Origin of the sequence: Terrihalobacillus insolitus (genome assembly GCF_028416575.1) — a bacterium.
Lineage (GTDB): Bacteria > Bacillota > Bacilli > Bacillales > Amphibacillaceae > Terrihalobacillus > Terrihalobacillus insolitus.
This window is the reverse complement of record NZ_JAMQKB010000005.1, coordinates 93,506-111,477: the sequence shown is the minus strand read 5'-3', so window position 1 is coordinate 111,477 and position 17,972 is coordinate 93,506. Positions and strand designations below refer to the sequence as shown.

17 protein-coding genes are annotated in these 17,972 nt (G+C 37.3%); all 17 read right to left on the bottom strand.

Translation table 11 applies throughout. The annotated features are described in order from the left end of the window. Position 1: 1 nt before the first annotated feature. Entirely contained in the window at positions 2 to 1,696 is a 1,695-nt protein-coding gene (locus NC797_RS07340) for an ATP-binding protein (RefSeq protein ID WP_272436126.1), read from the bottom strand. Beyond that, positions 1,671 to 3,827 carry a Mu transposase C-terminal domain-containing protein gene (locus tag NC797_RS07335; RefSeq protein WP_272436125.1) on the bottom strand — a complete coding sequence of 719 codons (2,157 nt, stop codon included), beginning with the start codon at positions 3,825 to 3,827 and terminating at the stop codon, positions 1,671 to 1,673. The genes NC797_RS07340 and NC797_RS07335 overlap by 26 nt, the downstream gene beginning before the upstream one ends. Further along, positions 3,824 to 4,663, bottom strand: coding sequence for a TnsA endonuclease N-terminal domain-containing protein (locus tag NC797_RS07330; RefSeq protein WP_272436124.1), 840 nt, complete (start codon positions 4,661 to 4,663; stop codon positions 3,824 to 3,826). The genes NC797_RS07335 and NC797_RS07330 overlap by 4 nt, the downstream gene beginning before the upstream one ends. Before the next feature lie 110 nt (positions 4,664 to 4,773). Beyond that, positions 4,774 to 5,661 carry a TnsD family Tn7-like transposition protein gene (locus NC797_RS07325; protein WP_272436123.1) on the bottom strand — a complete coding sequence of 296 codons (888 nt, stop codon included), beginning with the start codon at positions 5,659 to 5,661 and terminating at the stop codon, positions 4,774 to 4,776. Between the two features lie 12 nt (positions 5,662 to 5,673). Next, positions 5,674 to 7,278 (bottom strand): ATP-binding protein, encoded by a 1,605-nt coding sequence (locus NC797_RS07320; RefSeq protein WP_272436122.1) that lies wholly within the window; start codon positions 7,276 to 7,278, stop codon positions 5,674 to 5,676. Beyond that, a complete protein-coding gene (locus tag NC797_RS07315) occupies positions 7,271 to 9,418 on the bottom strand; it encodes a transposase (RefSeq protein ID WP_272436121.1) in 2,148 nt (715 codons plus the stop codon). The genes NC797_RS07320 and NC797_RS07315 overlap by 8 nt, the downstream gene beginning before the upstream one ends. Further along, complete coding sequence (locus NC797_RS07310) at positions 9,415 to 10,236, bottom strand: TnsA endonuclease C-terminal domain-containing protein (RefSeq protein ID WP_272436120.1); 822 nt, start codon at positions 10,234 to 10,236, stop codon at positions 9,415 to 9,417. The genes NC797_RS07315 and NC797_RS07310 overlap by 4 nt, the downstream gene beginning before the upstream one ends. A gap of 548 nt (positions 10,237 to 10,784) precedes the next feature. Next, positions 10,785 to 13,667 carry a hypothetical protein gene (locus NC797_RS07305; RefSeq protein WP_272436119.1) on the bottom strand — a complete coding sequence of 961 codons (2,883 nt, stop codon included), beginning with the start codon at positions 13,665 to 13,667 and terminating at the stop codon, positions 10,785 to 10,787. A 186-nt stretch (positions 13,668 to 13,853) separates the two neighbouring features. Continuing rightward, positions 13,854 to 14,783, bottom strand: coding sequence for a hypothetical protein (locus NC797_RS07300; RefSeq protein WP_272436118.1), 930 nt, complete (start codon positions 14,781 to 14,783; stop codon positions 13,854 to 13,856). A 351-nt stretch (positions 14,784 to 15,134) separates the two neighbouring features. Further along, entirely contained in the window at positions 15,135 to 15,629 is a 495-nt protein-coding gene (locus NC797_RS07295) for a peptidase M23 (RefSeq protein WP_272436117.1), read from the bottom strand. A gap of 16 nt (positions 15,630 to 15,645) precedes the next feature. Beyond that, entirely contained in the window at positions 15,646 to 16,023 is a 378-nt protein-coding gene (locus NC797_RS07290) for a hypothetical protein (protein ID WP_272436116.1), read from the bottom strand. Positions 16,024 to 16,090: 67 nt separating this feature from the next. Next, positions 16,091 to 16,261 carry a hypothetical protein gene (locus NC797_RS07285; RefSeq protein ID WP_272436115.1) on the bottom strand — a complete coding sequence of 57 codons (171 nt, stop codon included), beginning with the start codon at positions 16,259 to 16,261 and terminating at the stop codon, positions 16,091 to 16,093. 57 nt (positions 16,262 to 16,318) lie between these two features. Continuing rightward, the gene (locus NC797_RS07280) at positions 16,319 to 16,489 is read right to left on the bottom strand and encodes a hypothetical protein (protein WP_272436114.1); all 171 of its coding nucleotides are present in this window, start codon (positions 16,487 to 16,489) and stop codon (positions 16,319 to 16,321) included. 83 nt (positions 16,490 to 16,572) lie between these two features. Continuing rightward, on the bottom strand, positions 16,573 to 16,722 hold the full coding sequence (locus NC797_RS07275) for a hypothetical protein (RefSeq protein ID WP_272436113.1): 150 nt from the start codon (positions 16,720 to 16,722) through the stop codon (positions 16,573 to 16,575). A gap of 12 nt (positions 16,723 to 16,734) precedes the next feature. Next, entirely contained in the window at positions 16,735 to 16,887 is a 153-nt protein-coding gene (locus NC797_RS07270) for a hypothetical protein (protein ID WP_272436112.1), read from the bottom strand. Positions 16,888 to 16,901: 14 nt separating this feature from the next. Then, on the bottom strand, positions 16,902 to 17,039 hold the full coding sequence (locus tag NC797_RS07265) for a hypothetical protein (RefSeq protein WP_272436111.1): 138 nt from the start codon (positions 17,037 to 17,039) through the stop codon (positions 16,902 to 16,904). A 27-nt stretch (positions 17,040 to 17,066) separates the two neighbouring features. Next, positions 17,067 to 17,972: a hypothetical protein gene (locus NC797_RS07260; protein WP_272436110.1), complete on the bottom strand. Its 906-nt coding sequence runs from the start codon at positions 17,970 to 17,972 to the stop codon at positions 17,067 to 17,069.

The following is a 17,972-nucleotide window of genomic DNA, read 5'->3' as shown; positions in this document are numbered from 1 at the left end:
CCTAGTAGAATTCCTCCAAAGGATTTTTAATGTATCCATTTGCTTTTAATAATTCATAGGGGTGTTGCTTTTTGTCTAACGCTTGCTTTCTTAGCTTTAGCAATGGTAGAATCTCTGCATTTTTTGCTTTTGCCTTTGCTTTTTGATCTTTCTTTTGTTGATTTAATGCAATCGCTTGCTGAATCACATCTGATTTAAGTTGATGAAATTCAGTATCAAGTGGATTTTCCTCAACTATTTTTTGTGCGAGCTTTTTAATATCGTTTTCTTTCAAACTATCAAAAATACCAAGGGCTGCCTCTTCAACACTTAAGTTCCCAATCATGTCTTGACGTTTATACTCGATTGTATTTTGGCGCTCTTTAAATGCTTCTTGAATACGTCCTTTCATTTCAGTATTTCTCTTGTGATTCAGCATGACTTCATCCAAGTTAATCATAATATCTTCATATTTCATCATATCGGCAAAATTGTTTGTCCGTATAGCTGTCATCATTGGTTGAATCGTTTGCATATCTTCCCTAGCAGTCTTTTTTAATACTTGTGGTGAAATGATTTCAGCCGGGTTATCCTCATCAAATAATACTCGTTCTTGTGCTAGAATAAATAGATTCACGGCAACAGCAGTAATCCCTTGGCATTCATAATAAAATGCCTTCTTTGTCTCCTCTGTAAGCTCAGAATGGGTTTTTAAACACTGTAATTCCCAAAGTGTCTCTAGGAAAAACTCCCACTCTTCACTATTTTCGTCCATACGATCCCAAATAATAGCTCCATCACTTGCTGCCCGTCTTGCCTGTCTGAAGTTTCCTTTGAATAGTTTTTGTGCTTTAGAAGTACCGATTAGAACCGTAGGAATGCCAACTGTATTAGACAGTGTTACAAAAAAATTTAACATTTCTTCCTGTTCATTTTTGGAATGTAGTAAGTGCTGGATTTCATCAATTACTAGAACACCGATGCCGTACATACTTGCTAACGATGTCATGTGCAATAACATTGTCGATGTCACACGGTTCAAATAACCGTACTTTTCTAAATATCGAGTGCCTAGTAAATCATCAATTGCTTTGAAAAAGCTTTTGCAAAGTGTAGATAAACTTCCATCATACGGGCAGTCAATTTTAAGCCAAACAATTTGAGTTCGATTAAACGGTTGTCCTTTGTATTCTTCATGCTTGATCACTTGTGGATACATAAGCAAAAGACGTTCAATTGCTGTTGTTTTACCAATTCCAGAAATACCGATAATGGATAAGCTATCGGCAGTTGAACGAATATAATTTAGTCGTTCATCTATATATTTATGAGCTGTTTCCTCTTCTTCACGCAATTCATGCAACACCCGAACACGCTCTAGAAATGTTCTATCTAATGGATTTCGCGCCAAGTAACCTCTCCGAATCAATGTAGACAATCGGCGTTCTACCTCGAAATGAATTGGTAACGGCTGGATAAAATTCCTTACACGTTTTAAGACGTGATAACGAATATTCGTTTCACTTAACTTATCTTGCTCACTAATTCGTGGAGTCACCATAAATCGCTCTAGCACATCATCCTCATTAAATATAGGTGGAAGAGCTTCGATGAAAGGATTATTGGTATATTCATTTAAAAGTTGCTGCTTATAGACAGCTTTCTCAAAATCCCCTTTTAAGACAACCATGTCATTTGTCTTTCCCAAATTCCTCATCTCGCTTCTTCTTTAGTTTTTCCATAAGACGTGAGCCTGATTTCTTAGGTGGTGTTTCATCAATCTTCTCTTTTGTAACAAAGTCGATTACGTCAGCTGCTTCACTAACCTTATTAGGTGATAAATCAAACTTTTCAGCTTCACGATTTAACTGTTTTTCAACATCCTTGTTTTCACGAATAGCTGCTATTTTAGCTTTCTTACTAGTTGGCTGATTGAAAGATTCCTTTTTGTTCTTCACGGCTTTTTTTATAATCTTTTCTAATGCAGCATCAGTATTTACTGTAAGCTGGATCTGATTTGTTCGTTCCATTTCTTCTAGTTCATTCCGAAGTTGTTGCTGAAAGACAATTTCCTCCAAGAAATCCCCTTTATATTGCTGACTAGGTTCTAATAAAATACACGTCTCAAAATCTATTCCGTTATCGTGAGGGATATAAATTTTTTCAATATTTCGTGGGTCATAAACGATATCCACACTACGATTTTTCAACTTTAAATACCACTGTTCTTCAATCGCTTGGCGAGAGCCATACAGAAGATTTTTAAACTTGATCCCAGCTCTTGAAATTGTCGATTTTCCACGTGGAAGCACGTTCAAACGAAGAATATTTCGATCAACTGTTCTTAACCTTCCTTTGCGATTTTGAATGCCCCAATTCCATAAGTTAATTGGCGTTGGCACTAGTCCATCAGCTACCATTTCCTTTTCAACAGGATATTTATCAATGACCTTTTGGTTATGATGAAGCGCCATCATAATAATTAGAGATGTAAATTCCTTTAAATTCAGCGTAGCATTTAAACGATAATCCTGATCTCCACGTTCTCGATATTCCTTTTGAATTGCTCCGGGAGCTTTTTGCTTTACCTTCCCATTAAACGTACGGAATTTCCTTTCAACAATCCCTTTCAAATCTCCACGATAAGCTGTGGTATTCTCAATTTTAATATTAAGATTGTTAATTAAATTCTCTACAGAATAGCCTTCAAACTCCCCCCGGTCGGCGATAATAATTTCAGGCAAATGATGTGTTGGCCATTGCTCAGGTGTAATATCAATTCCGTATTGCTTACAGAACTCTACTTTGTCAGCAACCATATTATCTAAAGCCATCATTGCACCAATCCATGACGGCCCTTCTAGCCCAACATAAAGACCCGTAATAATACGTGAATATACATCAAGTACTGCATAAATAACTGGTCGCCCAATTACTTTATTTACGTCAAGCGAACTAACCAAGTAGATGTCTGCAATGGTAGCGTCAATTTGAAATCTAGTACCAGGACCATTGGTCTCGGATTTAGAATCGCTTATAATTGGTCGATGCTTCAACTCAAACTCTTTTGTACTCTTACGGAATTGTATATCTTTTGCCGGGTCCTCAAGCTTTTTAAACCAGTAATAAAACTGATTGTAAGAAGGAATACGACTAGCATCCCATATGTGATATTTCATTTCTCCATTTTCTTTATATCGGTCAGAATAGAAATCACGCAGGATAAAATGATAAACATCTTTCAACGAATAATTGTTTGAAGCACGATAGTATTTATTAATTGCAAGCTCAAATTGCACTTTCACTTCATCAGTAATATTAATACCAACCTGATATTCATTTGCTATATTCACTTTTCTAGGGCGACCTACTTTTTCTTTTTTTAAATCTTTTGCTTTCCCTTTGCCTCCAGAATTTGAGTAATCGGGTAATAAAGCATTCTTGGTCATACCTCGCTGCCAATAACGGCTTAATAACTTTTTGATCTTAAATGGACTTAGATTAGTTTTTTCTGCAATCTCTCGAATTTTCTTTTCTCTACCTTGCTTTTGAAGCAGCATCTCCATGTGTTGCAAACAATGTTGTTGGATGATTTCCCAGTCTTCTTCACGTTTACGGATTTGTACTTCTGTTAAGTCAATATCTGAAACAACTTTTGCATATGGATCACTAACAACAAGTAGTTCACTTTGCTGAATTTCCGTTGCTAGGTTCGAATATATTTCTTTCTTAGGCATCGAACTTGTCGCATCAATTTCTACAATAAACACATGCGGTTCTTCCATTTCGATAATACGAATTCGCTTAGACTCGGCAGTATATTGAAGCACTTGATTAATATAAATCATCCGTATTTCACCTTCTTCAGCTTGCTTTCATCAATGGATTTAATATCAATCTGTTGCTCTAAATTTAGTGGCTTAAGCATATCAATAACGATGACTTTTTGAGCAAGCAAATGATAAAAGAGTGTTACACCACTCCCAAAAGGTAAATGGGTATCGGTATCAAATTCATTCGTAATTGTACGGATATTTTGTTTGTTATTTAGTAGCCTTTGCATTAAAGATAAGGATAAATCTCCAATATGTAATGAACTCATTTCTTGGAATACATCATAATCTTGAATGTCATAATAATCATGAATGTAGCCAATGTTTCGTGCCATTATTTTAGATATTTCTTCCTCTGTAACAATGGTCCAATCGATATCCTTCCGTTGCCAATACTCTCTTTCAATCTCAAACTTTTCGAGTACACGTTCCTTCAGTAATTCATGCTTCATTTTGATTGTACGAGCTATTTCAAACACACCTTGTCCCATATCAACTGTTAATAAAAAATCCGTTGTCATCACAATCGGAACACCAGTTTTAGGATCAGTAGGATGTTTAATACCTAACTCATCTGCAATAACAATGGTTTCTTCTAATGGTAATAAAGGAAATTGTTCTCGGATATCAACAATGAAGTTTGAATATTCAGTTATATAAAAATAATTTTTTTCCAAATCCGACAGAAATTCATGCTGTCTGTTTGTTTTTATTCCTTTTAAACGAGTTGAACGACCCTTTGAAGATACATCTTGAATCTTTAACCAAGGTTTATAATCTACTCCAATACCGGCCCCTCGACCTTGTTTAATCCACTGTTCAATCTCAGATGTTCTTTTTCTTTTCGACATAAAAACACCCCTTTAGATAATCATATCTAAAGGGGGAAAACGGTGCAACTTTTTTATAAACGATTCGACTTTTTTCAAAACGGTTTAACTTTTTTCAAAACGATTCAACTTTATTTCAAACCCACAATTGGGTGGAACGCTTTTCGATGCTTGCGGGTAATGGATTTAAGCCAGCAGCTTTCACTATCCCGATTAATGGGAGATTGCAAGAGCGTTAGTAACTCATCACCATAAAAATGCTGAAATTGCTCACCAAGTGTATGTTGATCAACTTTTCCATTGACGTTGGCGAATCCCATTTGTTGGAGTAAATACTTATACGCCTTCTGTATCACTTCCCATGTTAAACGATAGCGATTATGTATCATCTTCATACTTTCGTTAGTAAGATAGACTAAGTGCTTCATTGTTTTATGAGTGTATTCAGATGTTTCTTTATGTGATAGTAAAATGCTTGTCGATGCACCCGTATAAGTGTGTTTATTAGTACCACGGAAAGGTACATAACTTGATAAAAGCAATCTTTCATGTTTTGGACAAACGAAAACACTGGGTAATTGATGTGAAAGATGCCAATAGGTTTCTCCATACCGTTTTATATCTTCGCTTACACAACAAGGACAGTAACGAAAATAATGAAATTCGGTAATCTTACTGGCCATGACTCCAGTCAACATATGAATGGAACCTTGCCCCTTTCCATCACGCATCGCATCGTACACCTTTTTCTTCACGTCCTGTTTCGCAAACGTTGTGTAATACAAATAAAACGTATGCTTCTCAATCCACTTATTTACATCAGGCATGTCAAAATGCTTCGTGCGATCATAAACCTTATTCAGATGTGTTGGCATATCTGGAACAGCCAGCATACTTGGTGTACCAAACAAATCTCTCATTGTCGCTTTTGGACTAATGTTACAGGAGCGATTGTGGTAACGTGCAAACCAGCTATAGAGCAGTTCATCTTCATAGAGAGTTGGAAAAAAGGATAGCATCTCAAAGCCCTCCTATATGGCAAACTCGTCTGACGGATTTTTAATATAATTCGAATCAAGTAAGGATTCATAAGCAGACCGTTTTTTCTTCTTGCCTTGATCAACAATGTGCTGAAGTTGGTTAGCGGTAACTTTCTTGTTACTTTTGGGTTTTTGTTGTTCTTCAATATAGATAAGAGCTTTTTGCATTAATTCAGCTTGAGACGACTCTGGATACCGTTTTAGAACATTAGTCGCTGCTTTTTCTGCTAGTTTGGCGTCTAAATCTAACCCGATCAGTGCTAGAATGACCTTTTCCAGGACAGAGGATTGTTGCTTTTGCCTCGCTTCAGTTTGTTTTTCCTTTTTCTTTTGTATAGTTGCTTTGAGGTCAATTTTGGGCGACCGATATTGGAGATACTCTTCAATATCCATTGGCATAATATCTTCATACTTTTCAAGCTCTGATGGTAATCCGGATTTAAGTGCCTTTAACATCGGTTGTACAAGCTTTAAATCGTCATTCGCAACCTTTCGGATCATGGCAGGTGTAATCGTTTCTTCTTCAGTTTCAATCGCACGACCTTGCGAAAGAGCAAATAATTTTACCGCAATGTCAACGATCCCTTGGCTTTGTTCATATAAGGTTTCGTTCAGTTCCTTTGTCAATTTGACTCGGTTTTTAGTCCACTGGTAGTTCCACATGCTTTCGATGAGAACATCCCAATCATCATCTTTTTTCATTTGCTGCCACACCATATCACCTTGACCACTGCCACGACGTGCTTGGCGGAAATCCTGCTGTAGGACACTTCTGGCTCTCATCGTGCCAATCATCATAACTGGAACCCCGATTTCATTAACTAATGTTACAAAGAAGTTCATCATTTTTTCAGATCCACTATCTTTTGCAGTTAACAAGTGTTGAATCTCATCAATAATCAAGGCTCCAATGCAATGTAGTCGTGCAATTTGTCCCATTCTCGTGACCATTGAACTAATGGAATTGCGTCTGCCCCCAAACCGATTATAGTAATTGGTTCCAAGCAATCGGTCAATCTTCAAGTAAAAGTCCATACATAAAGATTTAAGAGAACCGTCATGGGGACAGTTCAGTTTAAGCCAAACTATCTGGGTAAGGTTAACGGGGTGCTTATGGATAATTAATTGGGGATACAGGGACAAAATTCGTTCAATCGCTGTCGTTTTCCCAATCCCAGAGAACCCCATTAACGTAAAGCTTGAAGCTGTAGAGCGAATATCATATGGAACAGTCTGTCCCTTCATGACTTGATGAGCAGCATTTAACTGCTTTGTAAATTCAGGAGAAAGAGGATTGCGTCCAACGTATCCATAGCGTAAAAGCCTCGAAAACCGTTGCTCTAGATCAAGATGTTGCATGACTGGCTGAAAAAAGCGTTGTAACCGTGGTATGGCATGGTAACGCAGATGAGAGGCCAACATCCGTTCTTTTTCATCATAATCCGGATAATAGCTTAGCTCTTCAAATGCCTCTTCAAGAGAACGAATAGGCGGTAAGGCTTCAATCAAAGGATTGCCCTGAAAGTCAGTTAATTCTTGCTGATGATACGTCGCTACCTGAGCATTAGCTATTCCAATCTCTTGATTATCACTCATCTTTCTTTTGCTCCTTTCTTCGACGTAAAAATTCCTTAATGGATGGGCGTGCGTATTTTTGTTCATCATCGTTTTGATTAAATGGTAGAACTTCACCAGTCCTTTTGTTTGGTTTGTCATCCCCTAATTCGATGATTTCTTCTTTTTGACGTTCTTCTCGTTCCGCCTTGCGATGTTCTTTGATTGATCTCGTCTTTTCCGCCTTGCTAATGTCATTTGATTGCTGCTCATTTGCAAGCTTCACAGCAGGTTTAACGATATCATCAACTTCACTGATAAAATCGATTTCCTTTTGCAATTGGCCGTGCTCTGCCTGTTTGTGCAACTGCTTCTCATGTTCTAATAAATACGTAATCTCATCTAACGTTCGGTTGGCGTAACGCTTCTGGTGCTCTAGTAAATGACAAGCTTCGAACTGATAACCATCACTATCCAGTAAATAAACCGTAGACATGTCCCTCGGATCATAAGAAACCGTCACTTTCCAACTTCCTTTTTGTCTAGCCGTAGGAAACCATGACTCTTTTAATGCTCGTTCACAGCTGTAGAGCATATTTTTCAATTTGATTCCCTTAAACGTAACGGTCGCTTGAGATTGGGGTAATAAATGCAATTTGACCGTATCCTCTGAAAAATAGCGGAGCTTCCCAGAACGGTTTTGAATGCCCCAATTCCACAGTTCAAGAGGAGTAGGTTGTACTTCATCTCGGATCATATCCTCATCACGAAGATAGTCTTTTAAATAGTGTTTCGCATTGTAGTAGATCACTTGCTTGATAATCAGTTGTGTAAATTGTTCTAATGTAAGCTTCGCATCAAGGCGGTAGTCGCGAGCGCCACGCTCTTGGAAGTCCTTGTCCACATAGCCCGGTAAAAATGGCTTTACTTTACGCTGGATGGTGTCAAACTGCTTTTCGACAATTCCTTTCCAATCGGCTCGATATGGGGCCGCATTTTCTACATGAAGGTTAAAGGCAGAAATCAACCTCTCTACATGAAAGCCTTCTATCTCACCTCTATCCGCCAAAAGAACATCGGGAAGATTCTCACTTGGCCATGCCGATTTAGGAATATCTATGCCATAATCACGACAAAAGGCTTGCTTATCTGTAACTACATTCGTAAGTGCCATCATCGCTCCTGCCCAGGATGGACCTTCTAGGCCAATATACATTCCGACAACCATTCTGCTAAATACGTCCACGACAAGATAAACAACAGGTCTACCTATAATCCAGTCAGGATTATAGCGAGAGATTAAATAGACATCGGCAACGGTAGCGTCAATCTGGTATCGTGAACCAGGGCCAATTGCTTCCGTAGTAGAGGATCCCAGTACCGCTCGAAAATCTTTTTCGTACTTTTTACGACCTTGTCTCGAAATTGTTGATTCTTGAACGGTGTACTCCTTGTTGTACCAGTAGCGAAATTGAACGATAGTTGGCAATTTATCTTCATCTTCAAGGATAACTTTTGGAACACCGTTTTCGTAATAATAATCCTTTGCATAAAACTCACGAACCATCATTTTATAAGCATCTGTTAATTTATTTTTCTTTGTGGTCAAGTAGTATTTTTCTAAAGCAACTCGAAAGATTTTCTTCGTTTGCTCATTAATATTAATTCCTGATGTGTCTTGTTTTCTGGGACGCCCTCTCTTTTTGGAGCTTGCCTTTTTCTCTTTGCCCTTTCCCCCAGATTTATGATAGTCGGGTAATAGGGCATTAGGAGTTTTTCCTCTTTGCCAGTATTTCCGTAGGTATTTTCGAACGGCTGGATAAGAAACATTGTGCTCGTTCATTGCATTTTTAATATGTTCTGCTCGTTCATTTTTCTCGTAAATAGCCGGCTCATCTCGAACGATATTTCCAACAACAGCCCATGCATTGTCACGCATTTCTAAAATTTTTTCCGACTCTTCCACTTTTTTTAAAAACATAAACGGATCTTCTTTAATCTTAATAAACTGCTCTTGAATAATTTCGTCAATAAGCTCTGCTACTGATCGTTTAAAGGGTAGAGCTTTATCATCATAGATGTTAATCAAATAGGCAATGACGTTTCCTTCATCAATCCAAAGAATGCGAAAGGTGTCTTTTGTGTCTTTATCTTGCAATAACTCATTAACTAATAACATCATGTTGCCAACCTCTTTTCATTTGGCTCCTGAATGGGAAAATCTAAAACATTAATTGAATCAGAAATGTTAAAGGGAGTTTTTATATCAAACGATATCTTCTTAGTTGCAAGTAAATGCTTAAATAAAGACAAGGCACTGCCTTGTTCAAGATGATAGGTTTTATCAAAGTGGCGCAGGCTTTCACTTATTGTTTTTGTACAAGTTTGAAGGTAATGATAATAGTCAGAAATAAGTTGACGATCTAAAGAATCTGTCATTTCACCCGAGGAATGTAACCATCCAATATTCTTTACAGTATCACTCGGTATCTCCTTTTCGGTCACAATTCCCCAGTCCACTTTCATCTCATCCCAGTACTCACGCTCAATTTCAAACTTTTCAATGATTCGATTATCGTTAAGGTTGTCACTAGGCTTAATCGTTCGAGCCACGTATGATATGTTCTTCCCCTTTCTCAAAGTAATAAAAAAATCCGTCGTAAATACGATCGGAGTCTGAGATGTCGTATCTATAGGGTGTTTAATCTGTTTTTTTTCAGAAATTTTTAGGGTTTTTTCACGATTTAAAGGGTACTGTTCTCGAATATCAATCACTTCATCTGCCCATTCTAATAAATAAAAGTAATTACGCTCTAAATCAGATAGCAGATGGTGAATACGATTCGTTTTCCAACCTTTTATCCGGTGAGCACGTCCGGATGAAGGTACGTCCTGAATGGTCAACCAAGGTTTATAATTGGAGAGTTCACCTTGTCCCCGACCTTCTTTTTGATATCGGGCTATTTTAGATTCAGTCCACTGATTCTTTCGTTTCACCATATTAACCTCCTGATTATTGATAAAGGAATTTAGTGTAAAGGGCCAAGCTTAATAAATAATCGCGAATTTACTTCAAACGCATAAACATCATTTTCTTTAATTCCAAAGCATAATTTTAATACATTTCCTATTACTATTCCTTGATTTTTAATTATGTACTCACAAAAAAATCACGTGTTAGAAGTTACTTCCATCATACTCCTAAACACGCGATTTTTAAACAACTTTATTATGAATTAAACAACTTTATTATAAATTAAACAACTTTTTTATTACTTAACATTAATGTCACTCTTAATGGTATCTATTTGACCAAAGACGGAAGAGACTGTAGAAGACTATCAGAAACGACATAGCTTAGGATATACAGTTTCTGTTCGTCAGTTCGGTACTTTCACCCTAGAGACTGCACCCATGCTGGGCGCACCAAAAAGTCAGTAATAGCAAGGGTTATGCTATCACTGACCTATGACATTTCATATTAAAATTCTATGACAAATTATATTCAAGGTTGTGACATTTCATATTAAAATTCACACAAGACTAGACTATTTAGTTTGATGGAGACGAAATATCTCGAATACATCGCCGAGGATGGAAATTGTGATTGTATCCCTTCTTATAACCCCGTTTGTATACTTAACCTCAAAGACAAATGTAGCCGGACCATTTTTTAATGAAGTCCCACCTTCTATAAAGGATGGATCATACAACTCCCCTTTTCTTAAAATTGGACTAGAATCGGTCAGCTTCACCGTCTTTTTGTATAAGTTACCGTTGTTTTGATAACCTTCAAAATCTACAGTTAAATAATCTATTGGATAGTCTACTACATCAGCTTCTAGCAAGAACCGCTCTCCACTATAAAAATCTAGCGGGTTATGTCCTAAAGCGCTATGTTTGGACTCCCATTCAGGAGTATGAAGGACATTTCCTACAATTGTTAAATTGTATACATATATTGAGGTTGAGGCGGTTGCTGAATCACCAATTGTATCTGTAACAGTCTGCTTAAACGTGTAGTTACCAGGGATATCTGGTACATACGTAAAGTTAGGAGTCGTAAAGGTCACTTTGCTACCATCTGGTTTTGTGATTTCGTAGCGGTGTGTAATACTCTGTCCATCCGGATCAGAGGCTAGGCTAGTAACATTAATATTGTCCCCTATATAATATCTACTTTTGTCGAATTTAAAAGATGCAATCGGCGGGGTGTTTAACTGATATTCGCCATTAACAACAGTACGTGTATTCCCGACGTTGTCCTGCATTTGAGTATGAAGATACCATTTTCCGCTCTGTTTTTTTATAACAACATAATTCGCATTATTGGTCCAGTTTGACCATTGGCTGGCGCTCGGTGTATTTGGTGATTTTGTCCAAGCATAACGTGACCGCTTATACCCAGAATACGGGTCATTGAATTTCAAGCGAACTTCAATGTCGGATGACGACCACGGTCTACTTATAAAGTCGCTAGTGTCCTCTTTATTTTTATAGAGTACATTTGGTGCAATGTCATCCACTCTTACTCGCTTACCCGTACTTTTGTACCCACTATTATTACTAACATTATCCCTATAGTAATATTGAACATCATAAGTGTCGCCATGAGTTAAAGGTGTTATATTCCAACTAACATTTCCATAAGCTGTGTTTTCCGTTCTGTTTACAGAACTCACGTTTATACGAGAACTTGAATAGCCATTAAGTTCATAAAAATAGGATGAACTTTGATCAAAGTCGTGGACAGCTCGCTGGTCAACTCCACTACCATATAATCTTAAATATTGACGTTCGTTCCCAGAATTATAATCACGTTGTCGTAATCTTATTTGAACATTATCGTCGGACCGTACCCAATAATCGTTTCCGTCTATGTATCTAGCACCATAAATGTTACCTGCGATATGATCGGGAGCCTTTCCATCCACACCAATATAATATCCTGTATTTATATATCCCCTGTTATTCCCTACGTTATCTCGATAATAGCCTTGGACATTAAATTTTCTTCCATGTGAGTTATTTCTGGCTTGAACTTTATACCTATATTGAGCTGTCCAACCATAGTAAGGAGAGTAACCACTGATAATATTAGTATATTCTCCAGAATTAAACTCGTTTAAAGCTCCTTCAGAATTATCCCAATCATGATAAACTCTATTGTCGTTTCCATCACCATAAAGCCTTAAATAAGTTCTATCATGACCCGACATTTTCTCGTAGGAGACAAGCATTACATCAAAATAATCGCCGGGTCGTACCCAATACGTATTACCATCTATATATCTTGCATTATATATGGTTGGTGTTCTATGAGTAGGTGCAACTCCATCAACTCTTAAATTCATGCCTGTATCATTATACCCAACGGAATTATTGGCATTATCTCTATAATAATAAAGGATATTGTAACTCTGTCCGTGGGTTTTAGGTGTAACAGTCCAATTAACAGCCCCATACTGAGTGTTTTCAGTTCGGTTAGCTGCATGAATACTGACATTTGGATTTTTCATAAAATCGTTGTTGTACGATGTCCCTTCATAAAACTTATGTTGTGATCTCACGTCCACCCCACTTCCATCTAACCGCAAGTACTGATACTTATTACCCGATTCTCTATCTCGTTGTTTCAAGCGTATATACACGGTATCATTTGGCTGGGTCCAATAGTCATTCCCATTTTGATACATTTCAGACCACAAACTATCAGCAATATGGACAGGTGGATCATCATCAGGCAAAGTAATAGTAGTAGTATATTTTTGTCGATACTTAAAAAGGTTAATTTTAACTTGATATTTAATCCAAACTCCTCTACGGTACTTGTTCAAATTCCCAGATTCTGAACGCCACCAATAAGAGCCATTACTATATACCAATTTGTTTCTGTATGATGACCCCTTTGAAGCCCAGGAATCAGCGTTTACCACCCTTGACTCATCCCAACCATAATCTACTAATTGCCAATCGTATAATCCTAGAACAAAAGGATCTCCATAATAACGATCAGGAGCTTCACCAGGCATAGAATCGGACCATCTTCCAGCATAATAATAACTAGAGTTATTTGACATAAACCCTAAATAGTTATTATTATCCTTATCGTAATTACTTGCTCTACCGTAGGAAGTATAATAGGTCCAATCTACCTTTTGATCAACATCATAAAGGCCACCTGATTTTCGAGCGGTATAATCGACGTATTGCCCACTATCTGAGTCGTAATACCTTCCACTTATAGTAGATGGTTCATTTACATCACCTGTAGAGTTCACCCAATCGCTTGTCCAATATTTTGTTATTGTCTTTGTTCTTAGTTCTGCACTAACAGGTTCTGGCTGCATCACTGCTAATATAACATTCATAACTATTACCGTTAATGCAATTCGAACAACATATTTAAAGGACTTTTTTCTGACGTTCACTTTCCCACCTCCCTTCAAAGCGTTGAAATGTCAGGAAAGCTCCTTTGGCGAAAGAGCCAAGTCTATTCGATTGATTCCCTCGTCAAAAAAGCTTGCTCATTATCACTTAAAGTACTTCCCCTGTGATTACTTCCATCATATAGATGGAAGTAATCAACAAAGGAACATTATTGAAATCCTAAATGTCTATAGAGTCCAGGTTACAACTATTTCAGAACCCTTTTTCATCGCTTGTACATTACCTATTTCAGCGAATCCCGAGCTGTTGTTAATTACTTGATTTATGGCTTCTCCTATATTAGTTGTATTACCACCTAATGCACCAGCCCCTCTTACTCCTGCTTGAATATCGGCGTTAGATGAAGAGTTAAGGTACAAACTACTATGAGTAACACTTGCAATAGTCGTTCCATTGCGTTGGATTAATACAGATGAAGAACCATCAGCTGCTTGATAGCCACTAGGCAGAGCATTTTGAACAGCTTGAGCTGTTGAACTTAACTTAGGCTCTTGCGGTTCTGGCTCTGGCTCGGGAGCAGGCTCTTCTTCCTCTGGCTCAGGGGTAGTTTCTTCTGGTTGAGTTTCCTCTTCTTCCGGCTTAGGATCAGGTTTAGACTGAGTTTCCTCTTCTGGCTTCGGTTCCGGTTCAGGCTCGGTTTTTTCTTTTGTTGGCGAGCTTGTTTCCGTATTAGTTTGAGTAGAGGTATTTTCCTTGCTAGAAGTAGTATTAGTAGAAGTTTCACTTTCATCGCTCGATTGTTCAGTGGTGTTTGTTACTTTAGGTTCCGTTTCTTTTTGTTCCTCTTGAGTAACCTCTTCTTTTTTAACTACAGCTTTTTCCTCATTACAAGCTGTACTATCATCTTGGCAACCACTTTCTTGGATATCCTTGTCTTCTGTCTTTGAAGCTTTTTTTTCTTCGGTAGCCTTTTCATCAGTTTTTTCTTTAGCTGTGCTTGCTTTAACTTCCTTTTCCTCACTTGTCTCAACTTGTTCGCAATCGCAATCTTCTTGAGATTCATTTTTGCTTTGAGCACTATTCACGTTATCCTTGGTTCCACATCCAGAAACGACTAACAGTAGACTTATTATCAGAAAAGCAATTTTCATTTTCATTACTACGTCCCCCTTGAATTTATTAAGAATTATCTTTCCTTGCTCCGAACAAATGACGCGATCTTGTAGTCCTCTCCTCATTAAATGATCCCCTCTCTTCGGTTTTGTCTCCTACTCTAAATTTCGGGAAATAAAAAAGCGCTCTTTAGAAAGTAGATTAATAGACACACAAATAGTGCGCTAAAATCCACGTTCCAAAGAACGCTGTCGTTTGCTTACTTTCGACCCGCTAACCTAGAATAGGTTGCTACATAAATGAAATAGAGTAAGTATTAATAATTATTATACCATTAATACTATTTATTTCTAGCATTTTATTGGAAGTGGATGTATGAATTTAAGAGAGAACAATCATTCAAAATACTCATAGACTACAGTACGACGGATTGTAATACCGTCGCCCGCAAAATATCGGGGGCTAGTGGTAGATAGAACTGCTATAACACTTGGCCCGTTTAAGGTATCAATAATGGCATAGTCGGGATTATAATAGACCGAAGGAAAAGTTCTATTGCTATCATCCACAAATTCAATGTGTTCCAGGTAAAAGTCATCCTGATAGAAAGAGTCAGCAGTAGGGGTATAAACATAACCCATACCTGATGAAAGCTCCAAATTATCCTCCAAACTCTTCTTTAGATTTTCCATCGCCTGCACTTGATCAAACACAATCTTCCCTTGAGATAATTGTGACTCATCAAGGGCAAGCGCAGCATCATGTACAGCTAGTTCCAGAGCGTTTTTAACTTGTCTGGTAGCGGTCTTATCAGCGTCCATGTTATATTGCATAGACATAATACCAGCAAAAAGTAATATTAAAAACATTGCACGTAATGATTCTGACATTTAAAACACGCCCTTGCTAATTTAGATACTCACTTAATACTTTGGTTTTCTTGGTGAAAGTGTTTGGCCCTTGATTGAAAATATCAAATACAAATATAAATCCTCGTGGCACTTCAATACTTGCCTCTATGTAGTTATTTCTTGTGGTAAGCGTTTGTGTAGCTGTAATAGTAATAGTATCTTGATCAAAATTATAGTTATCGGCTAATTGCTGTTTCATATCATTAATAATTGCAGTGGTGAAACGACCTTCAATTGCTGCTTTTTTTGCTCCCTCATGTAATACCACTTCCACCGCTTCACGGTGAAGACTGTCTATGTAAGACAAAATAGGAGCAAACATAATATTTGCAGCTATAATGATGGTCATCCATTTACCTAATGTTGAAGACATAGCGGTCACTCCTTTTATTTAGTAAAGAAAGAGGAATAAATCCCCTTTCTTTACTACGTTTACAAAGTTAAGGGGTAGTTGTAGCAGAAGCTGGTAGATCAGTTGTTACCGAATCAATCTGCTGCTCGTATTCGCCAGCTTCTTTATCTGTCATTTTGTAAGCTACTCCGAATAGCAAAAGTCCTATACATAGAGCGGTGACCCCTATCTTGAGAAATGTGCTGAGTGTTTGATTCATGATAATTCCTCCTAATGTTTTGTTAATAATTTATAGTGTAGTTCTTCCACCACCCGATTACGGAGTAGTAGTTGCTGAAGTTGGTAAGTCAGTTGTTACAGAGTCAATTTTTTCTTCATACTCTCCTGCTTCTTTATCTGTCATCTTGTAAGCTACACCGAAGAGTAACAAACCAATACATAGAGCAGTGACCCCTATTTTAAGAAAGGTGCTAAGTGTTTGATTCATCAAGGTTCCCCCTTTTAAAGTTTATAAAGCTATATATAAATAGAGATTAACTCTATTAATACCAATGTGTGGGTAAAGAATATTTACGGAAGGTTAACTCTTTCCGCTTCAATCTTTTGTTCATATTCTCCAGCTTCTTTATCAAGCATGGAGTAGGCCACTCCGAAGAGTAACAAACCTATACATAAGGCTGTAATCCCTATTTTCATGAAGGTGCTGAGTGTCTCATTCATCTTTTATACCTCCTACTTTATTTGCAGATTATATTCATCTTCCAGAAGGTTTTTATGGTCGTAGTTCTTATCACTAAGAGATTGATAGATTACCCCTATTAACAAGACTGAGAGAATAATAGCTGTAATGGCAATGCCCATAAAGGTCGATAATGTTTTATTCATATAGATCTCCTCAATTAAGAGTTACTTTCGATATAATTACTAATATCATTCGAGATGTCGCCCATCTTTCCATATAATGCGCCAAAGATAAGCGCCCCAATCACAATTGCTGTGATAGCTATCTTCATGAAGGTGCTGAGTGTCTCATTCAATTTTACTCCCCTCCCTAAACAATGGTTTTACATATTGCTGTTATCCATCAGATAACTAACCATTACAATAATCACAACTAGAAAATCCAAAATTATTAGAAAGTGTGTTGTTTTTATAGGAATGGAAGCTAGATCGGTTGTTACTTTCCTTCGTCGCCGATAGTTCTCTATTTGAGAACGAACAAACATATCATTCATTCCTTTAAGCGACTTAAGGGCAGTTTCGATATTCACTTCATCCAGATTTTTCATTACACTAACTAAGGACTTTGCTTCCTGGGTTCCAATGTCTTTTGCAAACTTATCAAGTGCCACTTCTGGCCCTTCATCACTACTCCAGCTAGTAAGCAATATTGCAAAAGAACCACTAATAACGTCAAAAAAAGGTTTGATATTTCGCAAGATGTTGTAGGTGTTAATTCGAGAATTTGTCATACTTTCCAATTCGTTTATAAGAAGGTCATAAAGCATAAATACTTCTGCGTTTTTCTTAGCCTCTTTATAGTCAATCACCCTTTTCATCACATAAACAAAAAGAGAATATGGATTACTTGGTAATAATAGGACAAATGCAATGATAATACCGATTAATGTCCAGGTTTTGATTTCTCCCCCATAAAGGGCGGGTAAAACCAAATAATTAATGAGTAAGAATAGGATGAAAGCATAAAAGATAAGTTGATACTTAAATGCGTTTAATCCTAGAGGATAGTTTGCTTTTTTCATCCATTCTTCAGTTCCGGAGCGGCTGGCTGATTGTGCAAGTTTTTCTCTGTTCTTTTGAAGAGACTGTTTTATTCTTAACCTTGTTTGCATTCGCTCTGTTTGGGAGGCTAAACCCGTATAAATTAGAAGACTGGATGTAAGTGCCATAATGACTGCAAAAAAGTATATAAGATAAGGTAAAACCTTAAAGAATACAGCTTGTTCCAT

Coding starts and splice junctions, on each gene's coding strand:
- NC797_RS07340 (WP_272436126.1), bottom strand. CDS start 1,696: ATGAGGAATTTGGGAAAGACAAATGACATGGTTGTCTTAAAAGGGGAT.
- NC797_RS07335 (WP_272436125.1), bottom strand. CDS start 3,827: ATGATTTATATTAATCAAGTGCTTCAATATACTGCCGAGTCTAAGCGA.
- NC797_RS07330 (WP_272436124.1), bottom strand. CDS start 4,663: ATGTCGAAAAGAAAAAGAACATCTGAGATTGAACAGTGGATTAAACAA.
- NC797_RS07325 (WP_272436123.1), bottom strand. CDS start 5,661: ATGCTATCCTTTTTTCCAACTCTCTATGAAGATGAACTGCTCTATAGC.
- NC797_RS07320 (WP_272436122.1), bottom strand. CDS start 7,278: ATGAGTGATAATCAAGAGATTGGAATAGCTAATGCTCAGGTAGCGACG.
- NC797_RS07315 (WP_272436121.1), bottom strand. CDS start 9,418: ATGATGTTATTAGTTAATGAGTTATTGCAAGATAAAGACACAAAAGAC.
- NC797_RS07310 (WP_272436120.1), bottom strand. CDS start 10,236: ATGGTGAAACGAAAGAATCAGTGGACTGAATCTAAAATAGCCCGATAT.
- NC797_RS07300 (WP_272436118.1), bottom strand. CDS start 14,783: ATGAAAATGAAAATTGCTTTTCTGATAATAAGTCTACTGTTAGTCGTT.
- NC797_RS07295 (WP_272436117.1), bottom strand. CDS start 15,629: ATGTCAGAATCATTACGTGCAATGTTTTTAATATTACTTTTTGCTGGT.
- NC797_RS07290 (WP_272436116.1), bottom strand. CDS start 16,023: ATGTCTTCAACATTAGGTAAATGGATGACCATCATTATAGCTGCAAAT.
- NC797_RS07285 (WP_272436115.1), bottom strand. CDS start 16,261: ATGAATCAAACACTCAGCACATTTCTCAAGATAGGGGTCACCGCTCTA.
- NC797_RS07280 (WP_272436114.1), bottom strand. CDS start 16,489: ATGAATCAAACACTTAGCACCTTTCTTAAAATAGGGGTCACTGCTCTA.
- NC797_RS07275 (WP_272436113.1), bottom strand. CDS start 16,722: ATGAATGAGACACTCAGCACCTTCATGAAAATAGGGATTACAGCCTTA.
- NC797_RS07270 (WP_272436112.1), bottom strand. CDS start 16,887: ATGAATAAAACATTATCGACCTTTATGGGCATTGCCATTACAGCTATT.
- NC797_RS07260 (WP_272436110.1), bottom strand. CDS start 17,972: ATGGAACAAGCTGTATTCTTTAAGGTTTTACCTTATCTTATATACTTT.